The organism is Mesorhizobium sp. M0598 (genome assembly GCF_040320865.1).
In the GTDB taxonomy this organism is placed as follows: domain Bacteria; phylum Pseudomonadota; class Alphaproteobacteria; order Rhizobiales; family Rhizobiaceae; genus Mesorhizobium.
This window is the reverse complement of record NZ_JAMYQL010000010.1, coordinates 59,243-84,547: the sequence shown is the minus strand read 5'-3', so window position 1 is coordinate 84,547 and position 25,305 is coordinate 59,243. Positions and strand designations below refer to the sequence as shown.

Below are 25,305 nucleotides of genomic sequence, written 5' to 3'. Positions count from 1 at the left end.
GACTAAACGACCAGCAATCGCCAGATGGCGAACAGTACGGGACCAGACCGATGAGCAGTGGACAGAATGAGCGGCGCGAAATGCCAAGAACTGAAATGCCAAGGAGCGAAATGACGGGCGCCGAAATGGTGGTGCAGGCGCTGAAGGACAACGGCGTCAAGCATGTTTTCGGCTATCCGGGCGGCGCGGTTCTGCCAATCTACGATGAAATCTTCCAGCAGGACGAGGTCGAGCACATCCTCGTCCGCCATGAGCAGGGCGCGGGCCATGCGGCGGAAGGCTATGCGCGCTCGACCGGCAAGGCCGGCGTCATGCTGGTGACCTCAGGGCCGGGCGCCACCAATGCGGTGACGCCATTGCAGGACGCGCTGATGGATTCGATCCCGCTGGTCTGCCTGACCGGCCAGGTGCCGACTTCGCTGATCGGCTCGGATGCGTTCCAGGAGTGCGACACGGTCGGCATCACGCGGCCCTGCACCAAGCACAACTGGCTGGTGAAGGACGTCAACGAGCTCGCGGCAACGATCCACGAGGCCTTCCATGTGGCAACCACAGGGCGCCCCGGTCCGGTCGTCGTCGACATTCCGAAGGACGTGCAGTTCGCCAAGGGTATCTATGTCCCGCCGCAGACGGCGCCGCGCACCAGCTACCAACCGAAGGTCCAGGGCGATCTGGAAAAGATCAAGGCGGCGGTCGAGCTGATGGCCGGCGCCAGGAAGCCGATCATCTATTCGGGCGGCGGCGTCATCAATTCCGGCCCGGAGGCGAGCCATTTGCTGCGCGAGCTGGTCGACCTCACCGGCTTTCCCATCACCTCGACGCTGATGGGCCTCGGCGCCTATCCGGCGTCGGGCAAGAACTGGATGGGCATGCTCGGCATGCACGGCACGTATGAAGCGAACATGGCGATGCACGATTGCGACGTCATGCTCTGCATCGGCGCGCGCTTCGACGACCGCATCACCGGGCGGCTGACGGCGTTTTCGCCGAATTCGAAGAAGATCCACATCGACATCGACCCGTCGTCGATCAACAAGAACGTCCACACCGACGTGCCGATCATCGGCGATGTCGGGCGTGTGCTGGAGGATCTGGTGCGGCTGTGGCGGGCAACCGCCAAGGCCGACAAGAAAGCGCTTCACCCGTGGTGGGAGCAGATTGCCAAATGGCGCGCGCGCGATTCGCTCGCCTACAAGATGAACCACGAGGTGATCATGCCGCAATATGCCGTCCAGCGGCTCTATGCGCTGACCAAGGACCTCGACACCTACATCACCACCGAGGTCGGCCAGCATCAGATGTGGGCGGCACAGCACTATCATTTCGAGAAGCCGAACCGCTGGATGACCTCCGGCGGACTGGGCACGATGGGCTACGGCCTGCCGGCCGCGCTCGGCGTGCAGATCGCGCACCCGGATGCGCTGGTCATCGATATCGCCGGCGACGCTTCGGTGCAGATGACGATGCAGGAGATGAGCGCCGCGGTGCAGCACGAGGCGCCGATCAAGATCTTCATCCTCAACAACCAATATATGGGCATGGTGCGGCAGTGGCAGCAGCTGCTGCACGGCAACCGGCTGTCGCACTCCTATACCGAGGCGATGCCGGATTTCGTCAAGCTCGCCGAAGCCTATGGCGGCCACGGCATTCGCTGCGACAAGCCGGACGAGCTCGACGACGCCATCAAGGAGATGATAGCGGTCAAGAAGCCCGTCCTGTTCGACTGCCGCGTGGCGACGCTCGCCAACTGCTTCCCGATGATCCCGTCCGGCAAGGCGCATAACGAGATGCTGTTGCCGGACGAGGCGACGGACGAAGCTGTGGCCAACGCGATCGACGCCAAGGGCAGGGAACTGGTGTAGTCTGGTTGGAGGAAGCTGTGCGGAAACAGCAGATTAGCGCAAAAGTTTGAAATCGAGATTTATGTCATGAACGCACAGTTGCAACCGACCGGCTCCGCCTATTTCATCGCCAAGGAGACGGAAAAACCAGAGAACCACACGCTTTCGGTCCTGGTCGACAACGAGCCGGGCGTGCTTGCGCGGGTCATCGGCCTGTTTTCCGGACGTGGCTACAACATCGAGAGCCTGACGGTCTCGGAAACCGAGCACGAAAAGCACCTGTCGCGCATCACCATCGTGACGCGCGGCACGCCGCACGTGCTGGAGCAGATCAAGCACCAGCTCGAGCGCATCGTGCCGGTGCACCGCGTCGTCGATCTCACCGTGCGGTCGCAGGAATTCGGACAAGAGCGGCCACTGGAGCGGGAACTCGCGCTGGTCAAGGTCGCCGGCACCGGCGAAGCCCGCGTCGAGGCGCTCCGGCTCGCCGATGCATTCCGCGCCAGCGTCATCGATGCCAACACCGAGCATTTCATCTTCGAGATCACCGGCAAGGGCTCCAAGCTCGATCAGTTCATCGCCATCATGAAACCGCTCGGGCTAGTTGAAATCTGCCGTACCGGAGTGGCGGCGATGAACCGCGGCCCACAAGGGATGTGATCATGATGCTCGCGGCGGCAATTCTAGCAGGCGCCGGCGCAATCGTTCTTGCGGTCACGACGGCGGCGGCCAGCCAGGAGCCGGTATTCGACAAGTCAGTGCTGCCGAAATTGTTTGAAGAAATCGACCGCAGGGGCACACCGAGCTATTATTTCCAACAATGCCCGGCCGATATTTGGCGCAGGGCGTCGGGCGTCGATGACGCGCTCTTTTCCACGCCGGGAATAGATTACCAAGGTTGTGAGAAAGACGTCTTGGCCTGTGCCAAGCGGTGTTTCGACGGACGCAGGGGCGAAGCCTGTTTCGAGACGGCCAGGGTCATCCAGGAGCACTCGCCAGAAGACAAGCAATGGACCGAGGAGATGTTCGCCCAGGCCTGCGCTATTGGCAGTATCGGCGGCTGCACAAATCGCGGCGCGGGAATTCTCTTGGGTCGGCTTGGGCTAAACAAACTGCTTGCCGCCGGTAGTGCCAATGAATCTTGCCCTTATCGCACATTCAAGCTGAGCTGCAATGAGGGCGATGCCTGGGGTTGCACCATGTATGGCAGCGCCCTTCAGCATGGTGAAGGCGTCTCTGTGGACGAAGCCGAGGCGATGGCCGCTTACAAAAAGTCTTGCGAGATCGCTATGGAATTTGACGCCTGCCGATACGCCAAGGCGCTCATGAAAACGATGCAAAGCCGCTAGGGCTTTTCAGATTTGCGCAAGTGCGATCTTTGCGCTGCCTCGCCTCGACCAAGTACTTTGCTTTCTCTCTTGATAGGGCGCGATACCGGGCAGACATCCTGAACAAATCCATTCAGCGTGTTCACAAGATTGTTCTGGACCAGAGAGTAGTGGATGAACTGTCCGTGCCGCTCCTTGGCGATGAGCCCGGCCGTCTCGAGAATGCTCAAATGCTGCGAGATCGACGGTTTCGACATCTCGAAGCGCGCCGCGATCTCGCCCGCCGTTAGGGAAGAGTGCGCAAGATAGGCGAGGATCTTGCGCCGGGGCGCTGAAGATAGCGCTTCAAACACGCGCTGTATCGCGCCATTTGCGTGAGCAGCCGTTTCGGCATCCGCTGCGTGCTCTGCATCTTCGATCACTGTCTGCCACCTTGTGATGCCGAGGCGTTGGCTGCGCCTCGGTCCGCTTTTCTCATTTTAATTTAGACTATTGCCTAAATACCTAATTCGTAGTAGTAGACGATTAGCTTACTGCCTAAGTAACGGAAGACGCGCCAGAAGGCAAGCCTGTGGTCCGGAAATGTTCATGCAGGAGGAGGGGTACCGATGAAAACCATATCCACGGGCAGAATGATTTCCCAACAGGACAGTGACGCCGAAGACGGCAAAGTCGTGTGGGTGCCGGCAAAGTCGATCTGGGTCGGGGCGATGACGATAGCCGCCATTGTGTTGGGACCGATGACATTTAGCTGGAGTGCCTTCGCCTTATTCGTTGCGACAACGGCGGCGACAATCTGCGCCGGACACTCGGTGGGGATGCACCGTCTGCTCATCCACCGGTCGTTCAAGGTTCATATCTGGGTCGAGCATGCGCTGGTCTACCTTGGCGTGCTCGTCGGCATGGCCGGTCCTTTTGGGATGATCTATGCTCACGATATTCGTGACTGGGCTCAGCGCCAGACCGCATGTCACGATCTCCATGCCCATCGTCGGCCATTTTTCACCGATGCCTTCTGGCAGATGCATTGCGCGGTCGCTTTGCGCAATCCACCCACCTTCGTCATCGAACCCTCGATCAGGAATGACCGGTTCTACAAGTTCGTCGAACGCACCTGGATGCTGCAACAACTGCCCTGGGCGATCCTCTTTTTCGCACTTGGCGGCTGGGATTGGGTGGTATGGGGAATCGCGGTGCGCGTTTCAGTGTCGCTTACCGGGCATTGGTTGGTTGGGCATTTTGCGCACCGGGATGGGGAGCAAGGATGGCGCGTCGACGACGTTGCCGTGCAAGGATACAATTTGCCGCGTTTCGGGCTGGTAACGTTCGGCGAGAGTTTCCACGGCAACCATCACGCGTTTCCCGAGTCTGCACGGCTTGGTCTGGAACACGGACAGATCGATCTCGGCTGGCTATTCATTCAGGTTCTGGCGATCCTGGGTCTGGCGCACAGCGTCAAGATTCCGGAGAATACGCCGAGACGCAAAGGGCTGCGACGCGTGCGCCGTCAGCGCGAAACTGCCCCGGATTCAGATCTATGGTCGGTGCAGCCCTACCGCAGATAGATGTTCTCAGCGGATATTGGCCTAAGATATGAAGGAACGCTTGGGGCGCGTGGACCAACGAATTGCATTTGCACTCAGCATTTCATCGATTTAAGTCAGTATTTTAGTATTATTGATCTTTGCGATTCCTCCATGACATTCGACGCATTCTTCGCCCTGCTGGTTTATGCCTTCGTGACCTCGATCACGCCGGGTCCGAACAATTTCATGCTTTTGGCCTCGGGCGTGAATTTCGGCTTGGTCAAGACCGTGCCACACATGCTCGGCATCGGCATCGGCTTCCTCGTGCTGTTGCTTGCCGTAGGCTTCGGGCTTGGCGCCGTGTTGACGGCCTTTCCGGTCCTGCATACCGGGTTGAAGATCGCCGGCGGCCTCTACCTGCTTTATCTCGCCTGGAAGATCGCCATGTCGCGCTCGCTCGGCGGCGAAGGCGAGGCGAAGGGCCAGCCGATGCGCTTCATCGAGGCTGCGGCTTTCCAGTGGGTCAATCCCAAGGCCTGGGTGATGGCGATTACAGCCATGGCCGTCTATACCAATCCGGAACGCCCGTTTGTGTCGGTGGTGCTGATCGGAGCCGCTTTCGCCGTCGTCATGCTGCCGAGCATTTCGACCTGGGCCGGTTTCGGCATGGCGCTGCGCGGCTTTCTGGCGGATGCGGTGCGGCTCAAATGGTTCAACATCGCCATGGGTGTGATGCTTGCGGCGACGCTGTGGCCGATGCTGCGTTAGCTGCCGTTCTATTGTGCACTGCACATTAAATCTTCGTAATGACGGGTTTTGGCCCTTTTTCGCCGTCGGCATCCTCTATTATCTGGCAAAAGCGCGGCAAGAGGCTGCGAGTTGAGCTAGACTACGGCCACCGGATAGCGGCGTGTCGGATCGAGAGGTCTTTTGTCGATGCGCGGAAAGATCGTATTAGCGGTGATCGCTGCAGCCTGCGTTGCCGCGGCGTGGCTCTATCTTTCGCCCAGCGCAATGAGCGGTCTTCAGCAGATGCTGTCGGCGAAGCAGACGGCGACGGCGGACAAGCCCGCTGCAGCGGCAAATGCCGCGCGTACGACTTCGGTGGTTGCCGCCACCGCTACGACGGCCGATTTCCCGGTCCGGCGCTATGCCATCGGCTTTGTGTCCTCTCCAGCCGTGGTCAGCATCAACGCGCGGGTCTCGAGCCAGATCGTCGCAATCGCGGTCAAGGACGGACAGATGGTGAAGGCCGGCGACCTTCTTTTCTCGCTGGACGATCGCTCGTTGAAGGCGCAACTGGCACGCGATCAGGCGACGCTCGCAAAAGACCAGGCGCTGCTTGCCAGCGCCACGGCCGATCTTCAGCGCGCCAAAAATCTCGTCGCCAGGCAGGCCGGAACACAGCAGACCTACGATCAGGCCGTCGCGGCACAGAAATCCGCCGGGGCCACCGTCGACGCCGACAAGGCAACGATCGATGCGGACCAAATCCAGCTTGGCTTCGCCACGATCAGGGCGCCGATCTCCGGCAGGCTTGGCGCAGTCAGCGTCGCCGTCGGCGATCTCGTCACCACCAGCAACGGCAGCAGCACGTCGACTCCACTGGTGACGATCACGCAGGTCGACCCGCTGCAGGTGAACTTCAATCTCCCCGAAAGCGATCTTGCCTTGCTGCACAAGGCGCTGGCAGCGCCGCAGCAAGGTGCGGTGACGCTGACCAAGGACGGCGACCCGAAGCAGATCGGCAAGGGAACGCTGGATTTCGTCGATTCCAGCGTAGACACGGCGTCCGGCACGATCGCAACGCGGGCCAGTGTGCCCAACGCCGATCTTTCGCTATGGCCGGGCCAATACGTCAACGTCGTGCTCGATGCCGGCATCATGCCACAAATGACCTCCGTTCCGACGGTCGCCGTCCAGCCCAGCCAGAAGGGCCCGTTCGTCTATGTGATCAAGCCGGACAACACCGTTGAAATGCGGCCCGTGCAGGTCGCGCTGACAGAAGGCACCAACACCGCAATTAGCCAAGGATTGAAAAGCGGCGAGCGTGTCGTCGTCGAGGGTCAGACCAAACTGAAGAACGGCGCGGCGGTGCGCGAAGGCAAGGCTTCGACCGGCACCGGCGATCAGGCGGCTCCGAAGGTTGCCGAGGCTGACCGGACAGCCGGAACACAGCCATGATTTCCGAATTCTGCATCCGCAGGCCCGTCGCCACGCTGCTCATGTCGTTCGCTCTGGTTCTGGGCGGGCTATTTGCTTACAAATTCCTGCCGGTGGCGGCACTGCCAAGCGCCGAATTTCCGGTGGTCAACGTCTCGGCCTCGCTGCCCGGGGCCTCGCCGGAAACCATGGCGACCTCGGTGGCAACGCCGCTCATCAAGCAGTTTGCCACCATCGCCGGCATCGATTCGATTTCGACGACCAACTCGCTCGGCTCGACCTCGATCGCCATTCAGTTCGTGCTCAACCGCGACATAGACGCCGCCGCGGCCGACGTGCAGGCAGCGATCGCACGCACGCAACGACAATTGCCGCCGGAGATGACCAGCCCGCCGAGCTATCGCAAGGTCAATCCAGCCGACGCGCCGATCCTGCTGATGTCGCTGGTCAGCGACACCATTCCGCTGACCGATCTCGATGCCTTTGCCGAGAATGTGATTTCGCCATCGCTGTCGACGATCGATGGCGTTGCGCAGGTTTCGATCTACGGTCAGCAGAAATATGCCGTGCGCGTCCAGATCGATCCGACGGCGCTCGCCGCACGGGGCATCTCGATCGACCAGCTGCAGACGGCCATTGCCTCGGCCAACAGCAACACGCCGCTCGGCGTGCTCAAGAACAACAAACAGCAGCTGACGATCACCGCGAACACGCAGCTGACCGATGCGGCGGGATTCTCCAACATCATCATCGCCACCAAGAACGGCCATCCGGTGCGGCTCGGCGAGGTGACCCGCGTCATCGATTCGGTCGAGACCACGACGACGGCAAGCTGGTATGACGGCACGCGCGCCATCATCATGGCGGTGCAGCGCCAGCCGGATGCCAATACCGTCGACGTCGTCGACCGCGTCAAGGCGATGCTACCTTCCTTCGACGATCAGATGCCGGCAGCGGCGAGCATCCAGTTGCTCAACGACCGCTCGACATCGATCCGCGAGGCGGTCGATGACGTGCAGTTCACGCTGCTGCTCACCATCGCGCTGGTGGTGATGGTGATCTTCCTGTTCCTGCGCCGGGTAACGGCGACGGTCATCCCGGCTGTGGCGGTGCCGATTTCGCTCATCGCCACGCTAGGCGTGATGTACCTGTTCGGCTTTTCCATCGACAACGTCTCATTGATGGGGCTGACATTGGCGGTCGGCCTTGTCGTCGACGATGCCATCGTCATGCTGGAAAATATTTTCCGCCATATGGAGGAGGACGGGCTCTCGGCCCTCGAGGCGTCGCTCAAGGGCGCGCGCGAGATCGGCTTCACCATCATCTCGATCTCGATCTCGCTGGTCGCCGTGTTCATTCCGGTGCTTTTGATGGGCGGCGTGATCGGGCGCATCTTCAACGAATTCGCGGTGGTGGTGACGGTCGCCATCCTGGCGTCGATGTTCGTCTCGCTGACACTGACGCCGATGCTGTGTTCGCGGCTGTTGTCATTATCGAAAGCCGAGCAGAAGGCAGCGCACGGCGAGGACCATAGACAAAACGTCTTCATGCGGGGCTATGACTGGTTGCTGACATTCTGTCTGCGCCACAATTTCCTGGTCTGCCTTGTCTTCCTCGTGACCGCCGGGCTGTCGGTGTGGCTGATCCAGATCTCGCCGAAGGGCTTCTTCCCGCCGGAGGATATCGGCCAGGTCTCGGTGACGACCATCGCGCGCCAGGACATTTCGTTTGACGCGATGGTGAAGCTGCAGGGGCAAGTGGCGGATGTCTTCACCCATTCGCCCTACGTGGCGCATGTCGGCTGGTCGGCGGGCAGTGGAAACAATGCGCTCAACCAGGGCCAGCTGTTTGTGCAGCTGAAAGACAAGGACCACCGACCGAACATCGACAAGGTGCTTTCGGATCTACGGCGCCAGCTTGCCAATGTGCCCGGCATCGAAACCTACATGCAACCGGTGCAGAACCTGCGGCTCGGCGCGCGTTCTTCGGCGAGTGCCTACCAGCTTGCCGTGCAGGGCCTCGATACCGGCCTGACGAACGTCTGGGCGCAAAGGCTGACGGACGCGATAGCTGCCGATCATGCCGCCTTCACCGACGTCACCAATGACCTGCAGAACAACGCGCTACAGGCGACGCTGGTGATCGACCGCGACAAGGCGGCGAACCTCGGTGTCGATACCGACACGTTGCGCTCCAGCCTCTATGGCGGTTTCGGCACCCAGCAGGTGTCGACCATCTTCGGTTCGGCCGACAGCTACGACGTGATCATGGAGCTCGATCCGAAGATCGAGTGGTCGCCCGAGCGGATGCTGGCCATCAAGGTGAGAACGGCGAGCGGCAGCCTGGTGCCGCTCGGTGCGTTCGCCCGCGTCGATCGGACCGCCGGTGCTTTGACCGTCAACCAGCTCGGCCAGCTTCCGGCAGTGACCATCTCCTACAATCTGCCGCAAGGCGTGGCCCTCGGCGACAGCGTGAGCCACATCAACGCGCTGAAGGACAAGATCGGCATGCCGCCGACGATCTCGACCGCCTTCTCGGGCACGGCCAAGACGTTCCAGGATTCGCTTTCCAACCAGGGGCTGCTGATCGGCGGCGCGATCCTGACCATCTATATCGTGCTCGGCATGCTTTATGAGAGCTTCATCCATCCGCTTACCATCCTGACCGGGCTTCCGTCGGCGGTGCTGGGCGCGCTGGTGGCACTGCGGCTGGCGGGGATGGATCTGTCGGTGATCGCGGTGATCGGCATCCTGATGCTGATCGGCATCGTCAAGAAGAACGGCATCATGATGATCGACGTGGCGCTGGAACTCAGGCGCGAGGGGATGTCGCCCGTCGAATCCATCCACAAGGCCTGCCTGATGCGCTTCCGGCCGATCATGATGACCACGCTTGCCGCGCTGATGGGTACCATCCCGATCGCGCTCGGCACCGGCGCCAGCGCGGAACTGCGCCAGCCTCTCGGCGTGGCCGTGGTCGGCGGTCTTGTCGCCTCGCAGGCACTGACGCTGTTCGTCACGCCCGTCATCTACGTCTACATGGAGCATTTTTCCGGCTGGCTGGTCAGGCTGTGGGCGCGGCGCCGGGGCGAGCCGAGGCCGGTCGAAGCGGTCGACCAGCCGTCACTGTTCGACGAGGAGGAAGAACCAGTGCCGCAGAAGGCGGCAGCCGAATAGCGCTGGCCCAAGCCGTGGTGCTTGCGGCCGGAGGTCCGCGATCGTAATTTGACGCCATGCCGCACAATCACGACCACGACAACGAGCTTGATCCTTTTGCGGCGCGGGTGCGCGCGCTGGAGACGATTCTCACCCGCAAAGGCCTGATCGATCCGGCGGCGATCGATGTCATTGTCGACACCTATGAGACCAAGATCGGGCCGCGCAACGGCGCAAAGGTGGTGGCGAAAGCCTGGGTTGATCCCGCGTTTGCCGCATGGCTGAAGCGTGATGCGACGGCGGCCATCGAATCGCTCGGCTACACCGGCCGGCAAGGCGAGCACATGCAGGCGGTCTTCAATACGGCCGACACGCACAACCTCGTCGTCTGCACGCTATGTTCCTGCTATCCGTGGTCGGTGCTCGGCTTGCCGCCGGTCTGGTACAAGGCGCCGCCCTACCGTTCGCGCGCAGTGATCGATCCGCGCGGCGTGCTCGAGGAATTCGGTCTGACCTTGCCGGCGAGGACGACAATCCGGGTGTGGGATTCGACCGCCGAGCTGCGCTATCTGGTGGTGCCTATGCAGCCAAGGGGCACCGAGGGCTGGGATGAGGCACGGCTCGCCGATCTGGTGACGCGCGATGCCATGATCGGCACCGCGTTGGCGCGGGAGCCGGCATGAACGGGCCGCAGGATCTCGGCGGCCAGATGGGTTTCGGGCCGGTCGCGCCCGAACCGGACGAACCCTATTTCCATGCCGATTGGGAAAGGCGGGCGCTGGGCGTGACGTTGTGCGCCGGCGCCATGGGCGCCTGGACCATCGACGAGAGTCGGCACGCGCGGGAATCGCTGCATCCAGCGGATTATTATGCCTCCAGCTACTACCAGATATGGATCAAGGCGCTGGAGGTGCTGCTCAAACGCCATGGTTTCGTCAGCGACCGGGACCTGGCTACGGGCGACGCAGTCGACCCGGCAGCGACACCCAAACGGGTGCTGAAGGCTAAGGACGTTCCGGCGGTGCTGGCCAAGGGCGGGCACTGCGACCGGCCTGTCGCCGTGCCTGCGCGGTTCAAGGCGGGCGACCCCGTGCGAACCAGGAACTTTCATCCGACCGGCCACACCAGACTGCCGCGCTATGCACGCGGCAAGCGAGGTGTCGTGGAGGCTGTGCGCGACGGCTTTGTCTTTCCCGACACCAATGCGCACGGCCAGGGCGAAAACCCGCAATGGGTCTATACGGTGGCCTTCACCGGCGGCGAAATCTGGGGCGAGGGCGCCGATCCGACACTCGTCGTGTCGATCGATGCCTGGGAGAGCTACCTTGAGCCGGCGTGAGACGGGCTCAGGCGCCGCCATGCTGCCCGCCGGTGTCGAGGCGCCTGTGTTTGCCGAGCCGTGGCAAGCGGAGGCCTTCGCCATGACGGTGGCGCTGCACGACAGGGGGCTGTTTTCCTGGAGCGAATGGGCGGATGCCTTGTCGGCCGAGGTGAAGCGGCCGGGCGCCGCGAGCGACGGTCACGATTACTACGAGCACTGGCTGGCGGCACTGGAGAATCTGCTGTCGGCCAAAGGCGTTGCCGGTAGGAACGACGTCGATATCCTTGCCGCTGCCTGGGAACGCGCCGCGCACGCTACGCCGCACGGCAAGCCGATCCTGCTGGAGAACGATCCACAGCGGGCCGGGTAAGCTGCGGTCGCCTGGCTTTGTTCTCTTTACGTTCCTGTTCGTCACTGATAGCCTGACCCTGTCGCAGCGGGGTGATTGCCGGCGATGAAAATTGATGGTGACGGCAGTCACCTTGTCTTTCCCTCGCGAATCCGGTCTGTCGCGCTGATGGAATTCTCTCCTCAACAGGACGAAGCGCTGAAGGCGGTGGCCGGCTGGCTGAAAGCCGGCAAGCCGCAGCTGTTCCGGCTGTTCGGCTATGCCGGCACCGGCAAGACGACGCTGGCGCGCTATTTTGCCGAGCATGTCGACGGCCAGGTGCAGTTCGCCGCGTTTACGGGTAAGGCGGCGCAGGTGCTGCGTTCCAAGGGCGCGGTCAATGCCCGCACCATCCATTCGCTGATCTACCGGCCGAAAGGCGAAGAATCGGTAGCGGACGAGGTGACCGGCAAGACCTCGATGTCGCCGACCTTTTCGCTTAATCGGCAAAGCCCGATCTCGCGGGCCAAGCTGGTCGTCATCGACGAATGCTCAATGGTCGACGAGCAGCTTGGCCGCGATCTGATGAGCTTCGGCACCCCTATCCTGGTGCTCGGCGATCCCGGCCAGTTGCCGCCGATCTCCGGCGGCGGCTTCTTCACCGACCACGAGCCGGACATTCTGCTCACAGAAATCCACCGCCAGGCGCGCGACAACCCGATCATCAGGCTGGCGCTTGACGTGCGCGAGGGCCGCGAGTTCATGCGCGGCGACTATGGCGCGGCGCAGGTGATCGGCAAGGAAGACGTCACCCAGGAATTGGTGCTGAAAGCGGACCAGGTGCTGGTCGGCACCAACCGCACGCGCCGCCGTTATAACCAGCGGCTGCGCGAGCTGAAGGGGTTCAACGCCGATTATCCGCAAGCCGGCGACAAGCTGGTCTGTCTGCGCAACGATCCGGCCAAGGGACTGCTCAACGGCTCGCTGTGGAAGGTGATGACCTCGTCGCGCGAGACGGTCAAGCCCGGCATCAATCTGCTGGTCTCACCGGAGGAAGATGACCCGGATCGCGGCGTCGCCAAGATCAAGCTGCTCAAGGCCGCATTCGAGGATCCCGACGCCGACATTCCCTGGCAGCAGAAGAAGCGCTTCGACGATTTCGATTACGGTTACGCGCTGACCGTGCACAAGGCGCAAGGGTCGCAATGGAATGAGATCGTGCTTTTCGACGAAAGCTGGGCATTCAAGGAAACTCGCCAGCGTTGGCTCTACACCGCGATCACGCGCGCGGCCGAACGGTTGACGATCGTCCGATAGGGCTGTCAGGTCCGTCGTATCAGCGCTGGGCGATCGGTCTGGCGTCAAGCCATTCCCAGGCGGCGGCTTCGTCCTTGGCCTCGAAATGCCGGAGTTCGATAGGCAAAGAGGCAGGCAAAAAGGCTCTTGCCTCCGGTATCCAGTTCGGCTCACCGATCGCCGCGCAGCGGCCGATATGCTCCACGGCATGAGCTATGCCCTGTTCGATCGTCTCGTCCGATACGTCGGCCCAGTCGACACCCTCATGGTCGATCAGGCGCACCAGCACGTCGATCTTCGGATGCAGCGCATAGGCCGCCTCCAGCAATCCGAACAGGTTTTCGGCGTCAGCCGCTGCGACATGGCCGACGACATCGATGGCGAAAAGATCTTCGCGATCGGTGTCGATGCGGCGGACCGCCGGCACGGCCTCGAGAAAATTCAACAGGGAACTCCTTGCGCTCGATTTTCTTCGCACACCTTGGAACACCTGAAACCCTCTGTCTGTTCCCGTTAAAGGCGGTATAGATGCGCGCCAAGATCAGCCTGGAGCCGTGCAAATGCCTGCAAAGCTTTCCGTCAACCTCAATGCGATCGCCATGCTGCGCAACCGGCGCGACCTGCCATGGCCAAGCGTGACCGGGCTTGGATGCATCGCCCTTGCCGCCGGCGCGCATGGGCTGACGGTGCACCCGCGACCCGACGAGCGGCACACCAGGCATTCCGATCTGCCTGAGATCAGGGCGCTGATCGACGACGAGTTCCCGAATGCGGAATTCAACATCGAGGGCTATCCGACCGAGGAGTTCCTGGCGCTTGTGGAAAAGCATCAGCCCGAGCAGGTGACGCTGGTGCCCGACGACCCGGCGCAGGCGACTTCCGACCATGGCTGGAACTTCGCCGCCGAGGCTGCGTTCCTGACACCGGTCGTCAAGCGCCTGAAGAAGGGAGGCTTTCGCGTATCGCTGTTTTCCGATCCGGATCCCGCTGGCGTGAACGCCGCTCGCGACACCGGCGCCGATCGGATCGAACTCTATACGGGTCCATACGGCAGCTATCATTCCGATTCGGCAAAAGCGGCGAAGGAATTGGAGAAATTGGGAAAGACGGCGGATGCCGCATTGGCCGCAGGGCTCCAGGTCAATGCCGGGCACGACCTTGTGGTGAGCAATTTGCCGGCGCTGGCCAGGCGCATCCCGGCATTGGCCGAAGTGTCGATCGGACATGGGTTGACAGCCGATGCGTTGGAGTATGGCATGGCCGCAACGGTCAGGCGGTTTCTGAAGGCTTGTGGCTGGTAGAGAAAGGCGAGCCGATAGGCCATGCGTTCCCGGCACGGCAGCGCGTCCTTTCCATCCCGCAGCATAGAGCGCCGCACGTCTATGGGAGTGTCGTCCATGGCCCTTGCCCACGCTGGTAGCGAGGCAGAACCCATCGAACAATCCAGCCACTCCAAGGCCGAGCAGCACAGCACCAGAGTTTTGATGCTGGGCGCGTTGGGCGTGGTTTACGGCGATATCGGCACGAGCCCAATCTACGCGTTTCGGGAAGCGCTGCACGCATCGTCGGGACCGGTAGCGCGCAACGACGTCCTTGGCGTGCTGTCGCTTATCGTCTGGGCGCTGACGATCATCGTCACGATAAAGTACGTCGCTTTCGTGCTCAGAGCCGACAACAAGGGTGAGGGCGGCACGCTGTCGCTGATGGCGCTTGCGCGCAACGCTTATCCAAAGGGAGCCCGGTTCATTCTGGGGATCGGACTTTGCGGCGCGGCGCTGTTTTTCGGCGACGCCATCATAACGCCGGCCATCTCCGTGCTTTCGGCGGTCGAGGGCCTGGAAGTGGTGACCCCGACGCTGGAAACTTATGTTGTTCCGATCACGCTGATCATCCTGGCAATGCTTTTTGCCGTGCAACGCTTTGGCACCGGCAGGGTGGCGGCCGTGTTCGGACCGGTGACGGCAGCGTGGTTCCTGGCGATCGGCGCCGCCGGGGTCTACCATCTGCTGGACGACCCGTCGGTCCTGCTGGCGATCAATCCCTATTACGCGGTCGCTTATCTCGCCAATACGCCCACCGGTGCGTTCGTCACGGTCGGGGCGGTGTTCCTGGCGGTCACCGGGGCCGAAGCCCTTTATGTCGATCTCGGCCATTTCGGGCGCAGGCCGATCGTGCTGGCGTGGTTCTCCGTGGTGTTCCCTTGTCTGCTCCTCAACTATTTCGGACAAGGCGCGTTCGTTCTGGCCAACGGCGGCAAACCCACCAATCCATTCTTCCAGATGCTGCCGGATTGGGCGCTAATGCCCATGGTTGGGCTGGCCACGGCAGCGACGGTGATCGCCAGTCAGGCGGTGATCTCCGGCGCTTTCTCGCTGACGCGGCAGGCGGTGCAGCTCAATCTGCTGCCACGTATCGAGGTGCAGCATACTTCCGAGATGCAGTCCGGCCAGATCTACATGCCGCGGGTCAATCTGGTGGTCGCGCTGGGCGTGATGTTGCTAGTGGTCGGCTTTGGCAGCTCGAGTTCGCTGGCTTCCGCATATGGCATTTCGGTGACTGGCGAAATGCTGATGACAACCATCCTGCTGTTCGTGGTGATGCGATTCCGGTGGAAATGGCAGCTTGCACTGGCAGCCGCGCTCACACTGCTGTTCGGCACGATCGATACTGGATTTTTCCTCGCAAACGTCGTCAAGATCCTCGAAGGCGGGTGGGTGTCGATCACGGTCGCCTGCGGCATGGGGCTGATCATGTCCACATGGATACGCGGCACCCGCTATTTGTTCGACAAGACGCGCCGGAACGAGATCCCGCTCGATTTCCTTGCCGGCAATCTGCTGAAGAAGAAGCCGCATCTGGTGTCGGGCACCGCGGTGTTCCTGACCAGCGACCCGCTGAGCGCGCCGACCGCGCTGATGCACAGCCTCAAGCACTACAAGGTGCTGCACGAGCAGAACGTCATCCTTTCGGTGGTGACGGCACCGCAGCCGGTTGTGCCCGACAGCGAGCGCGTCAAGATGGAAATGGTCAACGAGCTGTTCATGCGGGTGACGCTGACCTTCGGCTACATGGAGCAGCCCAACATCCCGCGTGCGCTGGCGATCTGCCGCAAACAGGGCTGGAAGTTCGACATCATGACGACGTCCTTCTTCCTGTCGCGGCGCTCTCTCAAGGCCTCGCCCAATTCCGGCATGCCGGTCTGGCAGGACAAGCTGTTCATCGGGCTGGCGCGCACGGCGGCCGATGCAACGGAATATTTCCAGATCCCGACCGGACGGGTGGTCGAGATCGGGACGCAGGTGGCTATTTAAAAACGTGTCCGTTGCGACATTCCAGGTGGTCTGCCGATGGGCCTGAGTCTGCCAAGTCGTGGAGGACTCGCAATATCGGGACGGAGCCATTACGTGACGGCACTTGATATTGCAGCGCAGCAAGCGTAGAGCACCGCCCGCTTATCGGAGTGTCGTCCATGGCCCTTACCAATGCTGGTAACGAGGCAGAACCTGTCGAACAATCCAGCCATTCTGAGGTCGAGCAGCACAGCACCAAGGTGCTGATGCTGGGCGCGCTCGGCGTGGTTTACGGCGATATCGGTACCAGCCCGATCTATGCATTTCGCGAGGCGTTGCATGCATCGGCCGGTGGCAACGTCGCCAACCGTGGCGACATCCTCGGCGTGTTATCGCTGATCATCTGGTCGCTGACGATCACCGTCACCATCAAATACATCATGTTCGTGCTCCGCGCCGACAATCGAGGCGAGGGCGGGGTGCTGTCGCTGATGGCGCTGGCGCGCAACAGTTTCCCGACGCGCTCGGCGGTGATCCTCGGCATCGGCATCGTCGGCGCGGCGCTTTTTTTCGGCGACGCAGTCATTACGCCGGCGATCTCGGTGCTATCGGCGGTCGAAGGTATGAATGTCGTCACGCCGACATTCCAGCCCTATGTGGTGCCGCTGACACTGGCCATCCTGGCGATCCTGTTTGCGGTACAGCGATTCGGCACCGGCGGCGTAGGTTTGGTGTTCGGGCCAGTCACGGCTCTGTGGTTCCTGGCCATCGGCCTTTCCGGCATTAACCACATCATCGCCGATCCGGAAATCCTGCTGGCGATCAGCCCGCATTACATCGTGTCGTTCCTGGTCAACTCGCCCGATGTCGCGTTCGTCACGGTTGGTGCGGTCTTCCTCGCCGTCACCGGCGCCGAGGCGCTCTATGCCGACCTCGGCCATTTCGGCCGCAAGCCGATCGTACTCGCCTGGCTGGCAATCGTGTTCCCTTGTCTGTTGCTCAACTATGTCGGACAAGGCGCCTTCGTGCTGGCAAATGGCGGCGTTGTCGGTCATCCATTCTTCGAGATGAACCAGGGCTGGACGCTTATTCCGATGGTCGTGCTGGCGACGGCGGCGACCGTCATCGCCAGCCAGGCGGTGATCTCCGGCGCTTTTTCGCTGACCAGACAGGCGGTGCAGCTCAATATGCTGCCGCGTTTCGTTATCCAGCATACGTCGGAAAAACAGTCGGGCCAGATCTATCTGCCGCGCATCAACCTGATGCTGGCGCTGGTGGTGATGTTGCTGGTGGTCGGCTTCGGCGAATCCAGCCGCCTGGCCTCGGCCTACGGTATTTCGGTGACCGGCAACATGCTGGTGACGAATGTGCTGCTTTTTGTTGTGATGACGCGCATCTGGAAATGGCCGCTCGGCGTCGCGATCGCCTTGATGGCCGTGTTCGCCTTCGTCGATACCGGCTTCTTTGCCGCCAACATAGTCAAGGTGTTTGAAGGTGGCTGGGCATCGCTTGCCATCGCCGCAGTTATCGTGATGACTATGTGGACCTGGATCCGCGGCAGCCGCTATTTGTTCGACAAGACGCGCCGGAACGAGATCCCGCTCGATTTCCTTGCCGGCAATCTGCTGAAGAAGAAACCGCATCTGGTGTCGGGCACCGCGGTGTTCCTGACCAGCGACCCGCTGAGCGCGCCGACCGCGCTGATGCACAGCCTCAAGCACTACAAGGTGCTGCACGAGCAGAACGTCATCCTTTCGGTGGTGACGGCACCGCAGCCGGTTGTGCCCGACAGCGAGCGCGTCAAGATGGAAATGGTCAACGAGCTGTTCATGCGGGTGACGCTGACCTTCGGCTACATGGAGCAGCCCAATATCCCGCGTGCGCTGGCGATCTGCCGCAAACAGGGCTGGAAGTTCGACATCATGACGACTTCCTTCTTCCTGTCGCGGCGCTCTCTCAAGGCCTCGCCCAATTCCGGCATGCCGGTCTGGCAGGACAAGCTGTTCATCGGGCTGGCGCGCACGGCGGCCGATGCGACGGAATATTTCCAGATCCCGACCGGACGGGTGGTCGAGATCGGGACGCAGGTGGCTATCTGAACAAATGGCCGTGCCCTTTGAGGGCACGGCCATTGTGAGGCTCAGCTCACCAGAGCCGCCTTGTTTGCTTCAAGAAATTGCTTCAGCGGCTGCGGCTTCCTGCCGGACAGCGTCTCGACCGCGTCGGTCACCATGCCGATCCGGCCGGAGCGGGTGTTGGTGTCGAAGGAAACGATGACAGGCGCAAAAGCTTCGGGAACGCCGGCTGCCTTCAATCCCTCGGTCAGCGCTTCATCCGAAAGCTGGACGACTTCGATCGGGTTGCCGGTGACCTCGGTGACGAGGGCCGCAATCTCGGCCATCGTGTGGGCCTTGGGGCCGGTCAGTGTGTATGTCGTGCTTTCGGTTGCACTCGAAGCGAGGCCGGCGGCGATTGCCGCGGCCATATCGTCGCGCGCGCCGTGTGCAATGCGGCCGTCTCCAGCGGATGTGTACCACTGCCCCGACGCGATGGCGTGCGGCAGCGCCATGAACAGGTTCTCCTGGTACCAGCCGTTGCGGAAGATGGTGTAGGGAATGGCGCTCGCCTTGATAGCCTGCTCGGTGCCGTGGTGATCGGGCGCAAACAGCACCGGCGATCCTGGTTCCGGATTGGGCATCGACGTGTAGAGCAGGTGCGAAACGCCCGCGCTTTTTGCGGCGGCGACCGCAGTCTCATGTTGCTTCAGGCGCTTGCCCGGAACGGCGAGCTCGTTTGTCGAAATGATCAGAACCCTGTCGGCGCCGGTAAATGCACTGGCCAACGACGCGGTGTCGTCGAAGTCAACTGCCCTGATGGTGACGCCTCGGGCTGCCAGATCGGCCAGATTTTCCGGATTGCGGGTGGCGGCGATGATGCGCTGAGGGGAGACCTTGAGCGTGTCAAGCAGATGATTGATGACGCCGCGGCCAAGCTGGCCGGAGGCGCCGGTGACGAGAAGGGTGTCGGTCATGAGATGTCCTGACGTTGCGCCGGAGCGGCGGGTGCATAGGTTAGTCTCAAAAAGAGACCAGCACTAAAATAGGAATTGACCCATCCTCGTAAAGAAGGCAGTTTTGCGGGAGGTAGGCACACCCAGGGAACCAGCCATGGACGGCAAGATCGTCAATCTGAGATCGAAGCTCGAGATCTACAAAGCAGGCAGCGGTGGCGGAAACCTTGCGGATTGCCCGGTTCGTGACGTGATCCAGGGCATAAGCAATAAATGGAGTTCACTGCTGATGGAGGCCTTGGCCGAGAAGCCGTACCGCTTCGGCGAATTGCGGCGGCTGGTGCCCGATATTTCACAGCGCATGCTCACCCAGACGCTGCACGATCTGCAGCGCGACGGCTATGTGCATCGCCAGGTGTTTCCGACCAAACCGCCGAGCGTCGAATACAGCCTCACCGATCTCGGGCGCTCGATGTTTGGACCCTTGCATCAGCTGATCCAATGGGCCGAGCTCAATCACGGCGCTGTACGCGAGGCGCGGAAGATTTTCGATACTGCCGAAGGCTGAGCCTCCAGGCCGAGACGGCGGCTTGATTTAGCGACAGCGCTGAAGGATTGTCCGGCCTGGGTTGGGGCGGGCAGATGGGCAATTCTCTGGACATCGCGATTGCCGGCGCCGGGCCGGCTGGACTTGCCGCCGCGCTCTATCTCAAGCGCGCCGGACATAGGGTCACCATCTTCGAGCGCTTCGACCAGCCAAAACCGGTCGGGTCCGGGCTGATCCTGCAGCCGACCGGGCTGACCGTGCTTGCCGATCTCGGCCTGCTCGAAGACATTCTGGCGCTGGGCTGCCGCATAGACCGCCTGCATGGTGCAGATGCCAGAACTGGCCGCACAGTGCTCGACGTCCGCTACGATGCCCAGCGCGGCGGTCGCTTCGGGCTGGCGGTGCATCGCGCGGCTCTGTTCGGCGTGCTTTTCCGCGCCGCCCGGCGCCAGGCGATCCACATTGAGACAGGTATCGAGCTTGAGACGCTGGAAACCGGCGAACGCGCAACATTGATCTGCGGCAACGGACGACGGACGGGGTCGTTCGACCTGGTAGTGGATGCCAGCGGTTCACGCTCCAAACTGCGGCGGTGCGTGAACAATCCGGGCGAACCGCGATCGCTCGCCTATGGCGCGTTCTGGGCATCGCTTGGCTGGCGCGGCGCGGGTTTCGACGAGCACGCGCTGCTGCAGCGCTACGACAGCGCGAGCGTGATGATTGGCGTGCTGCCAATCGGCCGGCCTGAGCCCGGTGCCCAGAAGATGGCGGCATTCTTCTGGAGCCTCAAGCCGGCGGATGCCGAGTACGTCTGGGCGGCAGGTCTCGAGGCATGGAAGGCGAGATTGGTCGGGCTGTGGCCTGAATGCGCGGCCTTCATCGACCAGATCGACAGTTTCGAGCAGCTTTCGCTGGCGCGCTATGGCCATCACACGATGAAGACGCCAGCCGGACGGCGATTGGCTGTTATCGGCGATGCGGCCCATTCAACGAGCCCGCAGCTCGGCCAGGGCGCGAACATGGCGCTGCTCGATGCAGCCGCGCTCAACTACGCACTCATAGGAACGGACCGTATCGATACTGCACTGGAGGCCTATGTCCGGACACGGCGATGGCATGTGCGAGTCTTCCAGGCGCTGTCGCTGGTGCTGACGCCGTTTTATCAATCGGATTCGATTGTGATGCCGTTCGTCCGCGACAGGCTGGTGGCGACGCTGGCAAAAGTCCCGCCGGCGCCGCAGTTTCTTGCTTCCATGGTTACAGGAACGGTGCTCAATCCATTCAAGCCGATAGGGCTTGCGGAAGCGCTGTGGCCGGATCGTTTTGGCGGATGATTTCCGAAAGGTGCGAACCCTTAGCCTGCAAGAATGCATGGAGGCGTTGCGGATAATCGGGAGCGACCGCGTCCTTCACGGATGGGCGTTCGTGCAATGCCTTGCGCCACACCTGGACATGCGGCTTTCCGTCCAGGATGCCGAAATCGCCGATCCGGTCGAAGACGTCGAAATAGCGAAAAATCGGGCCGTAGACCGCGTCGACCAGTGAAAAGCGCTCGCCGTCGAAGCATGGCCCAGCCGCGCCGTTCGCCAGTTCCACTTCCAGGCGATCGAACATTGCTGCCAGAGCCCCGCGTTCGGCGATGAAGGCGGCTTCGGTGAGTGCTGAATAGAAGCGGCCGATGGCATTGAGGATTGCCGAGCCGAACTCGATCCAGGCGCGATGCCGGGCACGGGCATAGGGGTCGGTGGGATGCAGCGGATTGGGCTGGGTTTCCTCGAGGAATTCGAGGATGACGAGCGATTCGAAGATCACCGTTTCCTGGCCGTCAGGCTCAACGCGGAGCAGCGGCACCTTGCCGAGCGGCGATATCGCCTTGAACCAGGCAGGCTTGTTGGCGAGATCGACCGTGATGCGCTCGAAGGGCACGTCCTTTTCGCGAAGTGAAATCGCCGCGCGCTGCACATAGGGACAAAGATGGTGGCTGACGAGAGTGAGCTTGTCGATCATCTCACTCTCCCCAGACATAGTTCAATGCGCCGTCCGCGACGCGGGTGGAGAGGAACATCAGGGGCGAGCCCTTCGGCGCCGGGCCTTCGAGGCGACCACCGCTCGTCATGTCGAACGAGGCGCCGTGCCACTGGCAGACGAGCTTGCCGTCCTTGCAGTCGAGCGGGCCACCGAAATGCAGGCAGACGTTGGCGGCAGCGCGGATACGCTCGCCGCTGCGGTAGACATGGACCTCGCGGCCGAAGAACGGAGCGATCAGGCTGCCTGTTTCCGGAATGTCGGCGATCTTGCAGATTTCATGCTTCATCGGAATTGCCTCTCATGATTGATGCGATTGCATCTATATAGATGCATTTGCATCGATCATCAAGCTTGATGCAATTGCATCTATCGCCTACGATGCAATCATGACCGGGATTCCTTCACCTCCAGCCATCAAGGCCTGGGCCCGCCTGATGCGGGTTTCGCGCCAGTTGTTGGAACGAGCCGAGGACGCGCTGAAGGACAGTGGCCTGCCACCGCTTGCCTGGTACGACGTCCTGCATGAGCTTGCCGAGGCGGGCGAGGGCGGATTGCGGCCGTTCCAACTCACCGAGCGCACCCTGTTTGCCCAGTACAACATCTCCCGGCTGCTGGCGCGGCTCGAAGCCGACGGGCAGGTCGAGAAGCTTCCAGTTGCCGATGACGGCCGCGGGCAAACGGTCCGCGTCACAGACAATGGACGCGAGACGCGCCGCCGCATGTGGGCTGTCTACGGCCAGTCGATCGCGGAGTTGGTCGGCTCCCGGCTTTCAAATGATGAGCTCGATGTGCTGTCAGCTCTGCTTGGGCGCCTGCGAGATCCGCCCGCCCTGGAGTGACACGCCTTCATGACGAAGATGGCACCGATTGGCGAGGTCAGGCACTGCCCAAGAGGAATGCCAACATCGCCAGAACGCCAAGCCCGACGCGGACCAGATGCAGATTGCCCCATTTGGCGATCAATGCCCGAGCTTCAGGATTGACGGAGTTCGCGTCCATCGCCTCCAGCAACCTATTTGCCGGCATCATCACCAACAGCGTCCATGGCCAAGGCAGGATGATCAGCAAGGCGCCGACCAGATAAGCGAGATTGCCGGTCAGCCACCACGCGACGAGGCCCAGAATACAGGCGATGACGGCGATCGAGGCCTGCATGGCGGCGCCGCGCTTGTAGGAAGGCTGCCATTCCTGCAGCAATGCTTTGTCCTCGAGGCGAAGCCGCGCCGGCTGTTCGGCGACGCTGACGTAGATAGCCGCACCCGCAAACACTGCGGTAACGGTCAACGCAAGCAATCCGGCGAGCATGATCAGTGTCTCCCGTGATGCCCCGCATGGAGCACGCTACAGAAATAAAGGCTTGCGCCGGGTCGGGCAATACGCCATAAAGCCGAACCGTAACGTACGGTACGCTATCGAGTTCGTATCTGAACTGCGGGTGAGTTCGCGTCCTGAGGGAAGACTGTGTTGCACGCTGTGACCGACATCGAAACCAGCGAGGCGCTGACGGAGCGGCAGAAGGACGTTCTCGACGCCGCCCTTCGCCTGCTGGTCGAAGAGGGCGATCAGTTGACCATGACCGCCGTGGCGCGGCGGGCGAGCTGCTCGAAGGAGACACTCTACAAATGGTTCGGCGATCGCGACGGGCTGTTGACGGCAACGGTACAATGGCAGGCGTCCAAGGTGCGGGTAGTGCCGGTCGACCGCAAGGGGCTCGACCTCCCTTCGCTGACGGCGAGCCTCGAACGCTTCGCTTCGGACTGGCTCAAGGTAATTTCGAGCGACACCTCGATCGCGCTGAACAGGGTGGCGGTCGGCCATGCTAGTTCGGGGAAGGACGATCTCGGCGCCATCGTGCTGGAGAACGGCCGCTTCGCACTGGCCCGGCGCCTTAAACCGGTGCTGGAGGCAGGCAAGGAAGCTGGTTTCCTCGAGTTTTCCGACGCGGAGACGGCGTTCCGCACCTTTTTCGGACTGGTCGCCCGCGACGTGCAGATCCGCCTGCTGCTTGGCGACCGGCTGGAATTGACTGATGCGGCGATCGGCGGCGATGCCGTCCGGGCGACGCAGCAGTTTCTCGCTCTTTACGGGGCAAAAACCGGGCCGCAGGGCCCATAGAGCCGGATGATTTCAGGTCAAATCGACCTGAAATCTGAATCCGGCTCTACACTAAAAGATGGAGCATGATGTCGTCCGAAAACCGCTTCACACTTTTCGGCATCATGCTCTGGTTCAAAACGGGAAGGAAGAAAAATGCGTGTCTATTACGATCGCGACGCCGATCTCAACCTGATCAAGGGCAAGAAGGTCGCTATCATCGGCTATGGCAGCCAGGGCAGGGCGCATGCGCTCAACCTCAAGGATTCCGGCGTCAAGGACATCGCCATCGGCCTCAAGGCCGGCTCGGCGACCGCCAAGAAGGTCGAGGCCGACGGGCTCAAGGTGATGAGCGTAGCCGATGCCGCCAAATGGGCCGACCTGATGATGATGGCGACGCCGGATGAGCTGCAGGCCGACATCTACAAATCCGAGATCGCGCCAAACATCCGCGATGGCGCGGCAATCGCCTTCGCCCACGGCCTCAACGTGCATTTTGGCCTGATCGAGCCTAAAGCTTCGGTTGACGTCGTGATGATCGCGCCGAAAGGGCCTGGCCATACGGTGCGCGGCGAATACCAGAAGGGCGGTGGCGTGCCGTGCCTGGTCGCGGTCAACCAGGACGCTTCGGGCAATGCGCTCGACCTGGCGCTCTCCTACGCCTGCGGCGTTGGCGGCGGCCGCTCGGGCATTATTGAGACCAATTTCCGCGAGGAGTGCGAGACCGACCTGTTCGGCGAGCAGGTGGTGCTGTGCGGCGGCCTGGTCGAATTGATCCGCGCCGGCTTCGAGACACTGGTGGAAGCCGGCTACGCGCCGGAAATGGCCTATTTCGAGTGCCTGCACGAGGTCAAATTGATCGTCGACCTGATCTATGAAGGCGGCATCGCCAACATGAACTACTCGATCTCGAACACCGCCGAATGGGGCGAATATGTCTCGGGCCCGCGCATCATCACTGCCGAGACCAAGGCCGAGATGAAGCGCGTGCTGAAGGATATCCAGACCGGCAAATTCACCTCGGAATGGATGCAGGAATACCGCGCCGGCATGTCGCGCTTCAAGGGCATCCGCCGCAACAACGACAGCCACCAGATCGAGGAAGTCGGCGCCAAGCTGCGCGCGATGATGCCGTGGATATCGAAGAACAAGCTGGTTGATAAGGCCAAGAACTGAAGGAAATCCACGTTCGTTTCGTTACCCGTCCTCGGGCTTCGCCCTGCGGGCGCGTGGGAATTTCCATGAACAAGCTGGTCGACAAGGCCAAGAACTGATCGCGATTTCATTGCCGATCAAGAAAGGCCGGCGGAGCGATCCGCCGGCCTTTTCGCATCAAGATTGTGTGGTTTCCAGGCTTCTGGACAGGCGCACTATCCTC

At 61.7% G+C, this 25,305-nt stretch carries 25 protein-coding genes; 19 read left to right on the top strand and 6 right to left on the bottom strand.

All coding sequences use genetic code 11. The features are described 5' to 3' along the window. Positions 1–110 precede the first annotated feature (110 nt). The 3 genes from NKI59_RS15120 (at position 111) to NKI59_RS15110 (ending at position 3,190) form a co-directional block, all read left to right on the top strand. Positions 111–1,862 carry an acetolactate synthase 3 large subunit gene (locus NKI59_RS15120; RefSeq protein ID WP_352644617.1) on the top strand — a complete coding sequence of 584 codons (1,752 nt, stop codon included), beginning with the start codon at positions 111–113 and terminating at the stop codon, positions 1,860–1,862. A gap of 66 nt (positions 1,863–1,928) precedes the next feature. Beyond that, a complete protein-coding gene (ilvN, locus tag NKI59_RS15115) occupies positions 1,929–2,501 on the top strand; it encodes an acetolactate synthase small subunit (protein ID WP_023676680.1) in 573 nt (190 codons plus the stop codon). 2 nt (positions 2,502–2,503) lie between these two features. Beyond that, positions 2,504–3,190, top strand: a complete 687-nt coding sequence (locus NKI59_RS15110; protein ID WP_352450060.1) for an SEL1-like repeat protein — start codon at positions 2,504–2,506, stop codon at positions 3,188–3,190. Here the strand turns inward: NKI59_RS15110 and NKI59_RS15105 are convergent. After that, positions 3,187–3,591 (bottom strand): metalloregulator ArsR/SmtB family transcription factor, encoded by a 405-nt coding sequence (locus NKI59_RS15105; RefSeq protein ID WP_352450059.1) that lies wholly within the window; start codon positions 3,589–3,591, stop codon positions 3,187–3,189. The genes NKI59_RS15110 and NKI59_RS15105 overlap by 4 nt on opposite strands. 186 nt (positions 3,592–3,777) lie before the next feature. Here NKI59_RS15105 and NKI59_RS15100 point away from each other — a divergent pair, with 186 nt between their 5' ends. From NKI59_RS15100 to NKI59_RS15065, 8 genes are all read left to right on the top strand, one after another. Next, positions 3,778–4,734 carry an acyl-CoA desaturase gene (locus NKI59_RS15100; protein WP_352705109.1) on the top strand — a complete coding sequence of 319 codons (957 nt, stop codon included), beginning with the start codon at positions 3,778–3,780 and terminating at the stop codon, positions 4,732–4,734. A gap of 132 nt (positions 4,735–4,866) precedes the next feature. Further along, positions 4,867–5,463 (top strand): LysE family translocator, encoded by a 597-nt coding sequence (locus NKI59_RS15095; protein WP_352450057.1) that lies wholly within the window; start codon positions 4,867–4,869, stop codon positions 5,461–5,463. 168 nt (positions 5,464–5,631) lie between these two features. Next, positions 5,632–6,879: an efflux RND transporter periplasmic adaptor subunit gene (locus tag NKI59_RS15090; protein ID WP_352705107.1), complete on the top strand. Its 1,248-nt coding sequence runs from the start codon at positions 5,632–5,634 to the stop codon at positions 6,877–6,879. Next, positions 6,876–10,034, top strand: a complete 3,159-nt coding sequence (locus NKI59_RS15085) for an efflux RND transporter permease subunit (protein WP_352705105.1) — start codon at positions 6,876–6,878, stop codon at positions 10,032–10,034. The genes NKI59_RS15090 and NKI59_RS15085 overlap by 4 nt, the downstream gene beginning before the upstream one ends. A gap of 56 nt (positions 10,035–10,090) precedes the next feature. Continuing rightward, positions 10,091–10,696 carry a nitrile hydratase subunit alpha gene (gene nthA / locus NKI59_RS15080; RefSeq protein ID WP_352705103.1) on the top strand — a complete coding sequence of 202 codons (606 nt, stop codon included), beginning with the start codon at positions 10,091–10,093 and terminating at the stop codon, positions 10,694–10,696. Next, positions 10,693–11,352: a nitrile hydratase subunit beta gene (gene nthB, locus NKI59_RS15075; protein ID WP_352680213.1), complete on the top strand. Its 660-nt coding sequence runs from the start codon at positions 10,693–10,695 to the stop codon at positions 11,350–11,352. The genes nthA and nthB overlap by 4 nt, the downstream gene beginning before the upstream one ends. Before the next feature lie 19 nt (positions 11,353–11,371). Next, on the top strand, positions 11,372–11,704 hold the full coding sequence (locus NKI59_RS15070) for a nitrile hydratase accessory protein (protein WP_352705232.1): 333 nt from the start codon (positions 11,372–11,374) through the stop codon (positions 11,702–11,704). A gap of 147 nt (positions 11,705–11,851) precedes the next feature. Further along, entirely contained in the window at positions 11,852–12,979 is a 1,128-nt protein-coding gene (locus NKI59_RS15065) for an ATP-dependent DNA helicase (protein WP_023720791.1), read from the top strand. A gap of 19 nt (positions 12,980–12,998) precedes the next feature. Here the strand turns inward: NKI59_RS15065 and NKI59_RS15060 are convergent, their stop codons facing one another. Beyond that, positions 12,999–13,403 carry a SpoIIAA family protein gene (locus tag NKI59_RS15060; RefSeq protein WP_352450052.1) on the bottom strand — a complete coding sequence of 135 codons (405 nt, stop codon included), beginning with the start codon at positions 13,401–13,403 and terminating at the stop codon, positions 12,999–13,001. 115 nt (positions 13,404–13,518) lie between these two features. On the opposite strand from NKI59_RS15060, the gene NKI59_RS15055 reads away from it, so the two are divergent. From NKI59_RS15055 to NKI59_RS15045, 3 genes are all read left to right on the top strand, one after another. Beyond that, the gene (locus tag NKI59_RS15055) at positions 13,519–14,259 is read left to right on the top strand and encodes a pyridoxine 5'-phosphate synthase (RefSeq protein WP_352705101.1); all 741 of its coding nucleotides are present in this window, start codon (positions 13,519–13,521) and stop codon (positions 14,257–14,259) included. 96 nt (positions 14,260–14,355) lie between these two features. Continuing rightward, positions 14,356–16,269: a potassium transporter Kup gene (locus tag NKI59_RS15050; RefSeq protein WP_352680211.1), complete on the top strand. Its 1,914-nt coding sequence runs from the start codon at positions 14,356–14,358 to the stop codon at positions 16,267–16,269. A gap of 158 nt (positions 16,270–16,427) precedes the next feature. Beyond that, the gene (locus NKI59_RS15045; protein WP_352450049.1) at positions 16,428–18,347 is read left to right on the top strand and encodes a potassium transporter Kup; all 1,920 of its coding nucleotides are present in this window, start codon (positions 16,428–16,430) and stop codon (positions 18,345–18,347) included. 41 nt (positions 18,348–18,388) lie between these two features. Here the strand turns inward: NKI59_RS15045 and NKI59_RS15040 are convergent, their stop codons facing one another. Beyond that, positions 18,389–19,279, bottom strand: a complete 891-nt coding sequence (locus NKI59_RS15040; protein WP_352705099.1) for an SDR family oxidoreductase — start codon at positions 19,277–19,279, stop codon at positions 18,389–18,391. 136 nt (positions 19,280–19,415) lie between these two features. Between NKI59_RS15040 and NKI59_RS15035 the strand changes: the two genes are divergently transcribed. Beyond that, positions 19,416–19,826, top strand: a complete 411-nt coding sequence (locus tag NKI59_RS15035; protein ID WP_352620189.1) for a winged helix-turn-helix transcriptional regulator — start codon at positions 19,416–19,418, stop codon at positions 19,824–19,826. 74 nt (positions 19,827–19,900) lie between these two features. Next, complete coding sequence (locus NKI59_RS15030; RefSeq protein WP_352705097.1) at positions 19,901–21,139, top strand: FAD-dependent oxidoreductase; 1,239 nt, start codon at positions 19,901–19,903, stop codon at positions 21,137–21,139. Here NKI59_RS15030 and NKI59_RS15025 read toward each other — a convergent pair. Beyond that, positions 21,087–21,812 carry a glutathione S-transferase family protein gene (locus NKI59_RS15025; RefSeq protein ID WP_352705095.1) on the bottom strand — a complete coding sequence of 242 codons (726 nt, stop codon included), beginning with the start codon at positions 21,810–21,812 and terminating at the stop codon, positions 21,087–21,089. The two genes, NKI59_RS15030 and NKI59_RS15025, sit on opposite strands and share 53 nt — an antisense overlap. 1 nt (position 21,813) lies before the next feature. Beyond that, positions 21,814–22,119, bottom strand: a complete 306-nt coding sequence (locus NKI59_RS15020; RefSeq protein WP_352705093.1) for a Rieske (2Fe-2S) protein — start codon at positions 22,117–22,119, stop codon at positions 21,814–21,816. A gap of 100 nt (positions 22,120–22,219) precedes the next feature. Here NKI59_RS15020 and NKI59_RS15015 point away from each other — a divergent pair, with 100 nt between their 5' ends. Beyond that, a complete protein-coding gene (locus NKI59_RS15015) occupies positions 22,220–22,672 on the top strand; it encodes a MarR family winged helix-turn-helix transcriptional regulator (RefSeq protein WP_352705091.1) in 453 nt (150 codons plus the stop codon). Between the two features lie 37 nt (positions 22,673–22,709). On the opposite strand, the gene NKI59_RS15010 is transcribed toward NKI59_RS15015, so the two are convergent. Continuing rightward, positions 22,710–23,138, bottom strand: a complete 429-nt coding sequence (locus NKI59_RS15010) for an anthrone oxygenase family protein (protein ID WP_352705089.1) — start codon at positions 23,136–23,138, stop codon at positions 22,710–22,712. Between the two features lie 156 nt (positions 23,139–23,294). On the opposite strand from NKI59_RS15010, the gene NKI59_RS15005 reads away from it, so the two are divergent. After that, positions 23,295–23,948, top strand: a complete 654-nt coding sequence (locus NKI59_RS15005) for a TetR/AcrR family transcriptional regulator (RefSeq protein ID WP_352705087.1) — start codon at positions 23,295–23,297, stop codon at positions 23,946–23,948. Positions 23,949–24,083: 135 nt separating this feature from the next. After that, positions 24,084–25,103 (top strand): ketol-acid reductoisomerase, encoded by a 1,020-nt coding sequence (gene ilvC, locus NKI59_RS15000; protein ID WP_023676662.1) that lies wholly within the window; start codon positions 24,084–24,086, stop codon positions 25,101–25,103. Positions 25,104–25,305 lie beyond the last annotated feature (202 nt).

Bases quoted from the DNA above. Each gene is read 5' to 3' on its own strand.
- NKI59_RS15030 (WP_352705097.1), top strand. From the start codon at position 19,901: ATGGGCAATTCTCTGGACATCGCGATTGCCGGCGCCGGGCCGGCTGGA.
- NKI59_RS15045 (WP_352450049.1), top strand. From the start codon at position 16,428: ATGGCCCTTACCAATGCTGGTAACGAGGCAGAACCTGTCGAACAATCC.
- NKI59_RS15040 (WP_352705099.1), bottom strand. From the start codon at position 19,279: ATGACCGACACCCTTCTCGTCACCGGCGCCTCCGGCCAGCTTGGCCGC.
- NKI59_RS15095 (WP_352450057.1), top strand. From the start codon at position 4,867: ATGACATTCGACGCATTCTTCGCCCTGCTGGTTTATGCCTTCGTGACC.
- nthB (WP_352680213.1), top strand. From the start codon at position 10,693: ATGAACGGGCCGCAGGATCTCGGCGGCCAGATGGGTTTCGGGCCGGTC.
- NKI59_RS15100 (WP_352705109.1), top strand. From the start codon at position 3,778: ATGAAAACCATATCCACGGGCAGAATGATTTCCCAACAGGACAGTGAC.
- ilvC (WP_023676662.1), top strand. From the start codon at position 24,084: ATGCGTGTCTATTACGATCGCGACGCCGATCTCAACCTGATCAAGGGC.
- NKI59_RS15090 (WP_352705107.1), top strand. From the start codon at position 5,632: ATGCGCGGAAAGATCGTATTAGCGGTGATCGCTGCAGCCTGCGTTGCC.
- NKI59_RS15120 (WP_352644617.1), top strand. From the start codon at position 111: ATGACGGGCGCCGAAATGGTGGTGCAGGCGCTGAAGGACAACGGCGTC.
- nthA (WP_352705103.1), top strand. From the start codon at position 10,091: ATGCCGCACAATCACGACCACGACAACGAGCTTGATCCTTTTGCGGCG.
- NKI59_RS15050 (WP_352680211.1), top strand. From the start codon at position 14,356: ATGGCCCTTGCCCACGCTGGTAGCGAGGCAGAACCCATCGAACAATCC.
- ilvN (WP_023676680.1), top strand. From the start codon at position 1,929: ATGAACGCACAGTTGCAACCGACCGGCTCCGCCTATTTCATCGCCAAG.
- NKI59_RS15020 (WP_352705093.1), bottom strand. From the start codon at position 22,119: ATGAAGCATGAAATCTGCAAGATCGCCGACATTCCGGAAACAGGCAGC.
- NKI59_RS15110 (WP_352450060.1), top strand. From the start codon at position 2,504: ATGATGCTCGCGGCGGCAATTCTAGCAGGCGCCGGCGCAATCGTTCTT.
- NKI59_RS15015 (WP_352705091.1), top strand. From the start codon at position 22,220: ATGACCGGGATTCCTTCACCTCCAGCCATCAAGGCCTGGGCCCGCCTG.
- NKI59_RS15085 (WP_352705105.1), top strand. From the start codon at position 6,876: ATGATTTCCGAATTCTGCATCCGCAGGCCCGTCGCCACGCTGCTCATG.
- NKI59_RS15035 (WP_352620189.1), top strand. From the start codon at position 19,416: ATGGACGGCAAGATCGTCAATCTGAGATCGAAGCTCGAGATCTACAAA.
- NKI59_RS15025 (WP_352705095.1), bottom strand. From the start codon at position 21,812: ATGATCGACAAGCTCACTCTCGTCAGCCACCATCTTTGTCCCTATGTG.
- NKI59_RS15055 (WP_352705101.1), top strand. From the start codon at position 13,519: ATGCCTGCAAAGCTTTCCGTCAACCTCAATGCGATCGCCATGCTGCGC.
- NKI59_RS15010 (WP_352705089.1), bottom strand. From the start codon at position 23,138: ATGCTCGCCGGATTGCTTGCGTTGACCGTTACCGCAGTGTTTGCGGGT.
- NKI59_RS15065 (WP_023720791.1), top strand. From the start codon at position 11,852: ATGGAATTCTCTCCTCAACAGGACGAAGCGCTGAAGGCGGTGGCCGGC.
- NKI59_RS15070 (WP_352705232.1), top strand. From the start codon at position 11,372: ATGCTGCCCGCCGGTGTCGAGGCGCCTGTGTTTGCCGAGCCGTGGCAA.